This is a genomic window from Candidatus Cloacimonadota bacterium, from assembly GCA_034661015.1.
Taxonomy (GTDB): domain Bacteria; phylum Cloacimonadota; class Cloacimonadia; order JGIOTU-2; family JGIOTU-2; genus JAYEKN01.
Genome location: JAYEKN010000173.1, coordinates 1 through 9,075 on the forward strand (window position 1 = coordinate 1; position 9,075 = coordinate 9,075).

Sequence of the window (9,075 nt, forward strand, 5' to 3'; positions counted from 1 at the left end):
TCTCGCATCCACTCCCAACTCTTTTGGTCTCTAAAGCGGATGGCAACCTCAAATAATGCTTTCCATTCTTCTATAGTAATTTGTTCATTTTCCATGATGTTTTTTCCTTTCATATTTTAATTAGAGTGCATCCGTAAAGTAGCCTTTTCGAGACGTCACGGACCATTCCGTGACGAATTGAAAGAATTATACATTGGAAAACTTAAGTCAATTTCAAAAAAACGGAACTTAACTCAAGATTTTCCTGCACCCGTAAACTACTATTTTATCAGTTATATAATAAACGGGTTTTCTCATCCGCTAACGTCGGTTGAAGGATTTTTTGCCATTGGGGACCATCCCATGTTCCTAATTGAGCATGCATATTGAAATATTTTTGTGGTATGGGATGAGTGCCGTAAACGACTTCGAGACCATATCTTGCTTTGATAAAATCTTGAAAATAAATGATATAAGGGCAAGGAGGATACCCTACAATTAGCCCAGTGGCAAGATGGATCACTTCTGCTCCGTTTCCCTTCATTTCTCCCACGGCATATTCAATATTACCGCCAGGGCAACCATCGCAAGAAGTATAACCAACAACTTCAACTTCCCTATTCTTGTATCTGCTAAACGCACCTTCTCTTTTATGCAATGCCCTGAAACATTTTCCACCTGCACATCTGCGGTATCTGTCACAAATGATTATGCCAATCTTTATTTTTTCTTCCATATTTCCACCTATTCTTTATTAAACTATTAAATAAATTGTTTGTCATACAATAACGGAATTGCTTTAAATTGTATTATTCTGTACATATTTCCAAATTCTGACAAATCTGACAATTTTGTGAAATTTTTCAACATATTGATTCCCTGTCAATAAATCAATCAAAATATTCGTCCCCCCATTTCATTAAATGAAAAAAAACAGAATTTCTTTCACGGAAAAATTGCAAACAAATATAATTCCTTAATTATTGGGGAAACCAAAAAAAAATGCGGTAAATAAAATAATTTGTAACTATTTTAAATATTTTCCGTATTATTAATAAAATCATGACAAAAACAGAATTCCAAATAGAAAAATCTGCTATTCGTAAAGCAAAGAGTGATCCACGCTCTTTCGATTATCTTTATCAGAAGTATTTTCCGAGAATTAATAATTTTGTTTTTCATAGAGTGAAAGATGAAAATATAAAAAATGAAATCGTTTCAAATGTTTTTTTTAAGGCGATGAAAAAAATAACTTTGTTCAAGTTGAAGAAAATCAGGATAAACTCCTTCTCTGCCTGGCTTTTTCGCATAGCTATAAACGAAACGAATGACTATTTCCGCAAAGAAAATCGCGAGAAAAAAATTCGCAGTCAAATGGAAAACAGAAATCCAATCTCATTCAAATATCCAATAAATTTTGACATTATCCAAGAAAAAATTCAACAACTTCCTTTTTATGAACAAAATCTCATATCATTGCGATTCTTCGAAAAATTCAAGCACAAAGAAATCGCCTACATTCTTGGGAAGAAAGAAAATACAATCAAAGTGCAAATGCACAGGACTTTACAAAAACTTAGAAAATTATTAGAGGGAGAAATAAATTATGAATAATTTTATTAAAGAAATGGAAAATTTACAGATTCCAAACATCGAAAACGCTTCTTTTCAAAATACATTAAAAAATCAAATACACAGCAAATATTTCACTGCTGCCGAATCATACAGATTAAAATTCAGATTCGCAATAGGATTCGCAACTGCTATTTTTCTCGTGCTTCTAATTTTCATTATCAACCCCCAAATCCCCACAAATATTAACTCAATTGCATTCAATCTCCAAACTGCCAAGCCGGGAAATGAAATTGATGAATCATACGCAAAATATCAAAATATCCGCTACACATCTTTGGAAAATCCTGTAATTGGTCGCAATATCGAACCAGGACGCTACAAAGAAGACAATGCCTATCTCATCCGTAAATATTCTGCGGATAATAACGATGCAATTCTGGTTGTTTCAGAATTTGGACAATCAGATTCAAATTATAAAACCCAAACAAGTTACTAAAAAAAGGAGGAGTCTATGAACTCCAAAAAAAGGATGATTGCAATAATAACGATTGCACTTTTGACGATCTTTGCTTCGCTAAATGCTGCACCCAAAGCCTATATCGGCGTTTATCTTTCTGATATGAATGAATCGGAATATGATAATCTGAAAATGAAAAACAATTATGGAATTATGGTGAATGTTGTTACAGAAGAGAGTCCTGCGGAAGATGCCGGGATGAAAGCAGATGACGTGATTCTCGAATTTGCCGGTGAAAAAATTTACACCAAAGACCAAATCACGAAAATGTTAAAAGGTTTTGACCCGGGAACAAAGGTTAAATTCAAAATCTTGCGAGATGGGAAAACAAAAAAAATCAAATTGAAACTGGGTGATGCTCCGGATCCATTTAAGCGTAAAACAAAAGCCTATCTCGGTGTTTATCTGGATAATCTTGATAAAGACGATTATGAAAAACTTGGATTAACTGCTAATTTTGGAATTGAAATTACTCAAATAATTGAGAAAGAAGCAGCAGCAAAAGCCGGTCTCAAGGCAAATGATATTCTGTTAAAACTTAATGGTGAAAAAATCTACACAACCGATCAACTCACAAAAATGCTCTTGAATTTCCAACCTGAAGATAAAGTGAATCTTGAAATATTCCACGCTGGCAATTCGCAAAATTTCGAGGTGGTGCTCGGAGAAAAAGAGGTCGGATTTGAATTCTTTGAAAACAACTTGCTCCAAAAACCAGAATCCGTTTTCTTCTATAAATATAAAGAAGGCAAGGATAAAGGCATTGGAATAATGGCAAAAAAACTCTCTTCTGAAAAATTGAATGAAATTAATATCAAAAACGGAGTTGCCATTATCAGCATAATTAAAGATTCTCAGGCAGAAAAAGCCGAATTAAAAGAAAAAGATATAATTGTTACAATTAACGATGAAGACGTCGAAGATGTTTCTACTATTCAAGGAATAATCAATGATAAAGAAATAGGTGATGAAATAACAATTACTGTTTATCGCAATGGCAATTTGATCACTAAGACAGTGAAAATTGACGAACTGCCGGATGCTGAAGGTGAGATAAGTAATATCAAAATTCTGATTGACGATGGAGAATTAAGAATGAATATTGATGGCGATGAAAGTAAAATACTTGATTTCAACGAAATGTTGCAGGGATTTAAGCATTTGAAAAATTTGGATAAACTAGATAGTCTTAAAGGACTGGAAGGAATTAAAAACATAAATTTTTTTGACGACCCCAAAGCAATTGATATCGAGGTAATCACAAAAGAAAAAGGAGAAGTTTAAGAAATATAATTGGCAGTAGTATTCTTACAAAAAGTGGGTGGAATTTTTTAATTCACCCACTTTTTTTAGGAATTAAATTGGTTGTGGATATAGATTAAACTAATTTTATAAAAAAATCTTCCAGCAAATTCGCAGTAATTTCTCTGCGATATTCCGCAGTAGAACGAATATCCGCAATCGGGGAAATTTCCGATTGTAATATTTCTTTCGCTTCCTCTATTATCTCGTTATCAACTTTTTTACCGATAAGAAATTTTTCGGTTCTTTTCAATCGCAAAACCGTGGGAGCGACGCTTCCACAGGCAATTTTAATATTCTCAATGCGATCATTTTCAAGCTTGCAGATTAGAGCGAGAGAGGTTTTGCTGATCGTTAAGGATTTCCTTTGTCCCACTTTGCGGAAATAATGAATCTGATTATCAGACTGTGGAAACGGGATTTCTATTGATTGAATAAATTCTCCGTTTTTCAAAATACTTTTGCCGGGAGCGATAAAAAAATCGTTCATATTCACTTTCCTGATTTCATCATCCGCCGCATTGTTGAGCAAAATTTTTGCTTCGAGCACCATAAGGGGCGGAATACTGTCCCCAGCCGGAGAAGCGTTTGCCAGATTTCCCCCAATCGTGGCTCTATGACGAATTTGCGGAGAACCGATTGTTTGAATTGCATCTACTAAAATAGGAAAATTGTCCTGAACAAATTTATTTGCTAAAATATCTGAAAATGAAACAGCCGAACCAATTGATAAATATCTTTCATTCTTCGTGATACGTCCTAATTCCGTAACATTATCCAAACTTATAATCAGATCGTCTTGAGAAAATCTGCCCTCACCGACCATCATATCTGTTCCACCGGCAAGAAATTTGATTTTCTCATTTTTATTTACGCTAATCAAATTTGATATTTGTCCCAAATTCTCAGGTTGAATGAAATGAGATTGAGGAGAAATTTGAGTATTTTTTTTTAAATCGTTTTTTATCAATTTTTCGGGAATTTGTATCTTGTTTTTAACTAAATTTCGAACTGCATCAATAATTTTTTTGTACCCTGTGCAGCGGCATAGATTACCGGAAAGTGCCATTTTTATTTCGTTATCTGATATTTTATCGAAATCTTCTACATTTCCCAGAAATCCAACTGTGCTCATCACAAATCCCGTAGTACAAAAACCACATTGGACTGCTCCGGCATCTTCGTAGGCTTTTTGGATATCGTTAAAGAATGCAAAATCTTGAATTCCTTCGATTGTGAAAACAGATTTGCCATGCAATTGAGCAGCCGGAATAAGGCAAGAAGTAACGGTTTTACCATTCATCAGAACCGTGCATGCTCCACATTCTCCCTCTCCACAGCCTTCTTTTGAGCCGTAAAGATGAAAATCATCACGCAAAATATCCAATGCTCGTTTTAGGGGATGAACATCAATCTCTGTTTCGTGTCCGTTTAGATTAAATTGTATTTTCATTTTTTTCCATCATTTTGTATATTTTTTCGGGTGTAATAGGAAGTTCGTTTACTGTTATTCCGATTGCCAGACAAATAGCAGATGCCACTGCCTGAGGCGGTCCTACAATGGTAAGTTCTCCGAGTGCTTTCGCTCCGAATGGTCCGTTGAAATAACTATCTTCCACAATATTTACATCCATTTGGGGAATATCCATTGTAGTGGGAATTATGTAGTCGGAAAATCCATGATTCAAAATTTCTCCGTTTGGAGCAATCATATTTTCATAAAGTGCCAGTCCGATTCCTTGAACCGCTCCACCTTCGATCTGCCCTTCGGATTGCTGATGATTAATTGCCTTGCCGATGTCATTGCTCGTATAAAATTTTTTTACTTGCACGGCAAATGTTGTCAAATCTACCTCCACCTCTGCCACATTTGCTGACCATGAATAAACCGGATAGCCGTAACCTTTATAATTTTCTTCATCAAATTTGATAAAATCAGGATGATGATATTGAGTTTGCACCTTTAAGTTTCCATGTTTTTTATGATATTTCTTAGCCATTTCTGAAAATGATATTTGTTTATTTTTTAATCCCCGCTGACCTGCTGACCCGCTGACCTGCTGACCTGCTGACTCACTGACTCGCTGACCTGCTGACCTGCTGACCTGCTGATCTGCTGAAATGCTGTTCTGTATTTTTTCACAATTATCTACTAGCAATTTCCCGACGATCATTGTGCTTCGGGAAGCAACAGTGGGACCACTATTCGGAACTTTTGCCGTATTTTTTTCTTCTATAATAATATCTGAAAATGGAATTTGCAATTTATCTGCCACAATCCGTTTGAAAGCAGTATCCAGTCCCTGCCCCATTTCCGTATTTGCAGTTCGAATAACAACTTTTCCGTCTTCGATGAGTTCCATTTCAGCGATTGAGACCATTTCATTTTCACCGCTGCCTGTAAATCCGCAACCATGCATCCCAAATGACAAGCCAATCCCTTTGGCTATTTTTTCTTTATCCGATTTTTCCTGATTGAATTTTTGGAATTCTGCGTATTTTTCTGAAAAATTCGATTTTGAGAGGACGTAATCCAAACATTTTGGCAGACCAAAACTATAATTTATCGGCTGTCCCGTAGCAAGTGTATCACCGAGTTTCAGCATATTTTTTTGCCTTATTTGCAGTGGTGTAATTTTTAACCTTTTAGCAATTTCTTCGATGAGCATTTCCATAGCAAAAAGTGCTTGAGGTCCACCAAAGCCGCGAAACGCACTGCAAGGAACTTTGTTTGTGCGAACTGCAAATCCATTGATTTCGATATTCGGAATATAATAACAGCCAAGGGTAAGAACAGCTCGGGCAAGAACAACCGGACTAAGAGTGCAATAGGCACCACCGTCCAATGTTATTTCCGCATTTATTCCCATAATTTTTCCGTCTTTGGTAACTGCCGCTTGAATTTTTGTTTCTGATGGATGCCGTTTTGTGCTGAATTTAATATCCTCTTCTCTGTTATAGGTAAGCAGAACAGGCTTTCCTGTTTTTTGGGCAAGCAAGGCAACATGACCGCAAATAAGCGAAGGAAAATCCTCTTTCCCGCCAAACGCTCCCCCGGTGGAAACCTGTGTTACGTCAATTTTTACATCGGTATCTTTGAAAAGCGAATCCATTGCTCCCTGCACATAATAGGGACATTGCATCGAACCAAGAATATGAATCGTATCTCCGGAAGGAACTGCCATTACAGATTGCGGTTCAAGATAAACGTGTTCCTGATATCCGGTTTTGAACTTTTTTTCAAAGATTAAATTGGCCTTTTCTTTTGCCTTTTCAAAATCACCTTTAGAAATATGCAAATGCTCGAAAAGATCTTTTTTATTATTCAAGGCAGATTTCTTAGCTTGACCGATGGTTAGAATAGGTTTTCTGGGTGAATATTTAATCAGAATTTTCTCTCTTGCCTTTTTCAGTTTTTCTTTTGATTTACTTGCAAGAAGTAAAATCGGTTCACCAATGTAATTCACTTCCTCACCTGCAAGATAGGGCATATCATTTTCGATAATTGCCACATAATTATTCTTCACATCCTTTGCAGAAAGGATAACGATATCGCTCCAATCGAAAAATTTATCATAAGAAATTTTATCAACTTTTGCACAAGATTGAGTTGAGCGGATTGTGATTGTAAATAATAAATCTTGTGCAAAAATTTTATTCTCAATTTTCAGATCATTCAGATATTTTTCTGCACCCCGTATTTTTGAGGCAGCATCAATTCTTTTGTCTCTTTTATAATTTTTCATAATCCATTCTTAGATGAGAAATTTCCTTGTCATACAAAACAGCTTGCATTTCGGAGACGATGCTTATTGCAATTTCGTAAGTTGAATTTCCGCCGACTTTCAAGCCAATCGGTGAAAAAAGATTTGGTAAAGCGATCTTACCAATTTCATCGAATAACGCTTTCACATTTTCTTTTACCTTTATTTTTGAGCCAATCATTCCGACATATTTTAACTTTAATTTTCGTTTATAAATATTTCTCAATATTTCATAATCGTGCTTATGCCCGTGTGTTACAATTACAATAAAAGAATTTTCAGCAGGTGTAAATTCGTTGGAAAATTTGTCGTAATCTTCACAATGGACTTCATCTGCATTTGGGTGAATTTTAGGATTCGCAAAGTCTTTTCGATTATCCACGATTATTATTTGGAATTTTTGCCGATCAATAATTTTTTGCAAGGATTGAGAAATATGACCACCCCCGAAAATATACAGCTCGGTTTTTGGTGTTATACTTTCGAAAAAGACCCAGACATTTCCCCCACATAGCATTCCTACATTTTCAGAGGAATCGGATTCACTTTGCGAAAGGTCAAAAGAATAAGTTTGGTTTCTGTTGTTTTTTAGAAGTTCCAAACCTTTTTGAATTACCGCATTCTCCAGTTCACCACCGCCAACTGTCCCGAATGTTTCGCCATTACTCAAGATAATAATCTTCGATGCAATTTTGGCTGGAACCGATCCCTTTGTATCAACGATTGTTGCAATAACAAATTTGCTTTTTTGTTTTTTAAATTGGTAAATTTTTTCTTCAAAATCCATAATGCTTTCAAAATAATTGTGCTGTTTATTTGTCAACTAATCTGGAAAACAAATCCAAGCACGAATTAGTGTCCATCCGTAAACTCGCATTTTTGCAATGATTCTCCGAATGTGATTCGACGCAGATAAACACTGATTATGCAGATAAACGCTGATACTACTCTTTTGATACTTAATTTTTTATCTGCGTAAATCATTTTTTTCAGCGTTCATCTGCGTCCAATCTATACTTTATGGACAGACTCTAATTACAATAATTTTACAAATATGTTCTTTGCTTCGTGGTTATCTGTGAAATCCGTGATTCCAATCAAAATTACTCATTCTGTATTGATTTTATACTTTAACGGGAATTAGTATTTGTTAGTTGTTAAGAAAAGATGGTCGGGGTGCCGAGATTTGAACTCGGGACCTCCTGCTCCCAAAGCAGGCGCGCTAACCGGGCTGCGCTACACCCCGTAAGATGAAGTAACTTCTTTTTTCGTAAGGTGTTTTATCGTCAAGAAATACGCTATTGTTTTTCTACAAACCACCCAATTGGCGAATCGCTTCATAAACAACTACAGCCACACTATTACTCAAATTAATTGAACGAATTTTACTGCTCATCGGAATAGTGAGTGCGTTATCCCAGTTTGCTTTGAGAATATTCTCAGGAATTCCTCGCGATTCCGGACCGAAGATCAAAAAATCATCTTTCTGAAATTGAAATGAGGTATATTTTTTATCCGTTTTAGTGGTAAAATATATTTTTCTCCCACCCTCTGAAAATTCTAAAAACGTTTCCCAAGAATTGTGTAATTGCAAATCCAATTTTTCCCAATAATCCAAACCAGCTCGTTTAATATATTTATCTGTTAAAAAAAACTTCATCGGTTTTACCAAATGCAGGCGTGCATTCGCACCTACACACAATCTGCCGATATTTCCAGTATTTGCGGGAATTTCCGGCTGATACAATACTATATTAAGTGGCATAAGTAACCTGATCATCTCTGATTGCGATTGCGATTAAAAAACTTCGTGCGATTAAAAAACTTCGTGCGAATAAAAAACTTCGTGTTGATAAAAAATTTCGAACGAATAAAATAACATTGTAAAAACTAAAGTCCGTTTCATCTCGCCTGTTGCTTTTAATCTGTTTTATCATA

At 35.5% G+C, this 9,075-nt stretch carries 9 protein-coding genes and 1 tRNA gene; 3 read left to right on the plus strand and 7 right to left on the minus strand.

Annotated elements, in window-relative coordinates; genetic code table 11:
• Positions 1 to 268: 268 nt before the first annotated feature.
• On the minus strand, positions 269 to 715 hold the full coding sequence (locus tag U9P79_06605) for a CGGC domain-containing protein (protein ID MEA2104293.1): 447 nt from the start codon (positions 713 to 715) through the stop codon (positions 269 to 271).
• Positions 716 to 1,041: 326 nt separating this feature from the next.
• On the opposite strand from U9P79_06605, the gene U9P79_06610 reads away from it, so the two are divergent.
• Genes U9P79_06610 through U9P79_06620 form a run of 3 tightly spaced genes read left to right on the plus strand, consistent with a single transcriptional unit; the run spans position 1,042 to position 3,355 of the window.
• Positions 1,042 to 1,593 carry an RNA polymerase sigma factor gene (locus U9P79_06610; protein MEA2104294.1) on the plus strand — a complete coding sequence of 184 codons (552 nt, stop codon included), beginning with the start codon at positions 1,042 to 1,044 and terminating at the stop codon, positions 1,591 to 1,593.
• Entirely contained in the window at positions 1,586 to 2,050 is a 465-nt protein-coding gene (locus U9P79_06615) for a hypothetical protein (protein ID MEA2104295.1), read from the plus strand. The genes U9P79_06610 and U9P79_06615 overlap by 8 nt, the downstream gene beginning before the upstream one ends.
• Positions 2,051 to 2,065: 15 nt before the next feature.
• On the plus strand, positions 2,066 to 3,355 hold the full coding sequence (locus tag U9P79_06620) for a PDZ domain-containing protein (GenBank protein ID MEA2104296.1): 1,290 nt from the start codon (positions 2,066 to 2,068) through the stop codon (positions 3,353 to 3,355).
• Between the two features lie 94 nt (positions 3,356 to 3,449).
• Here U9P79_06620 and U9P79_06625 read toward each other — a convergent pair whose 3' ends face one another.
• The 6 genes from U9P79_06625 to U9P79_06650 all read right to left on the minus strand — a co-directional run.
• A complete protein-coding gene (locus U9P79_06625) occupies positions 3,450 to 4,826 on the minus strand; it encodes an FAD binding domain-containing protein (protein ID MEA2104297.1) in 1,377 nt (458 codons plus the stop codon).
• Positions 4,810 to 7,119 carry a molybdopterin cofactor-binding domain-containing protein gene (locus U9P79_06630; protein MEA2104298.1) on the minus strand — a complete coding sequence of 770 codons (2,310 nt, stop codon included), beginning with the start codon at positions 7,117 to 7,119 and terminating at the stop codon, positions 4,810 to 4,812. The genes U9P79_06625 and U9P79_06630 overlap by 17 nt, the downstream gene beginning before the upstream one ends.
• The gene (locus U9P79_06635) at positions 7,106 to 7,924 is read right to left on the minus strand and encodes an XdhC/CoxI family protein (GenBank protein ID MEA2104299.1); all 819 of its coding nucleotides are present in this window, start codon (positions 7,922 to 7,924) and stop codon (positions 7,106 to 7,108) included. The genes U9P79_06630 and U9P79_06635 overlap by 14 nt, the downstream gene beginning before the upstream one ends.
• A gap of 381 nt (positions 7,925 to 8,305) precedes the next feature.
• A tRNA-Pro gene (locus tag U9P79_06640) sits at positions 8,306 to 8,383 on the minus strand.
• 63 nt (positions 8,384 to 8,446) lie between these two features.
• Positions 8,447 to 8,902: a tRNA (uridine(34)/cytosine(34)/5-carboxymethylaminomethyluridine(34)-2'-O)-methyltransferase TrmL gene (trmL, locus tag U9P79_06645; protein ID MEA2104300.1), complete on the minus strand. Its 456-nt coding sequence runs from the start codon at positions 8,900 to 8,902 to the stop codon at positions 8,447 to 8,449.
• A partial coding sequence (locus tag U9P79_06650; GenBank protein MEA2104301.1) for a hypothetical protein occupies positions 8,892 to 9,075 on the minus strand: 184 nt, incomplete at its 5' end. The genes trmL and U9P79_06650, both read right to left, overlap by 11 nt.

Coding starts and splice junctions, on each gene's coding strand:
- U9P79_06605 (MEA2104293.1), bottom strand. CDS start 715: ATGGAAGAAAAAATAAAGATTGGCATAATCATTTGTGACAGATACCGC.
- U9P79_06610 (MEA2104294.1), top strand. CDS start 1,042: ATGACAAAAACAGAATTCCAAATAGAAAAATCTGCTATTCGTAAAGCA.
- U9P79_06615 (MEA2104295.1), top strand. CDS start 1,586: ATGAATAATTTTATTAAAGAAATGGAAAATTTACAGATTCCAAACATC.
- U9P79_06620 (MEA2104296.1), top strand. CDS start 2,066: ATGAACTCCAAAAAAAGGATGATTGCAATAATAACGATTGCACTTTTG.
- U9P79_06625 (MEA2104297.1), bottom strand. CDS start 4,826: ATGAAAATACAATTTAATCTAAACGGACACGAAACAGAGATTGATGTT.
- U9P79_06630 (MEA2104298.1), bottom strand. CDS start 7,119: ATGAAAAATTATAAAAGAGACAAAAGAATTGATGCTGCCTCAAAAATA.
- U9P79_06635 (MEA2104299.1), bottom strand. CDS start 7,924: ATGGATTTTGAAGAAAAAATTTACCAATTTAAAAAACAAAAAAGCAAA.
- trmL (MEA2104300.1), bottom strand. CDS start 8,902: ATGCCACTTAATATAGTATTGTATCAGCCGGAAATTCCCGCAAATACT.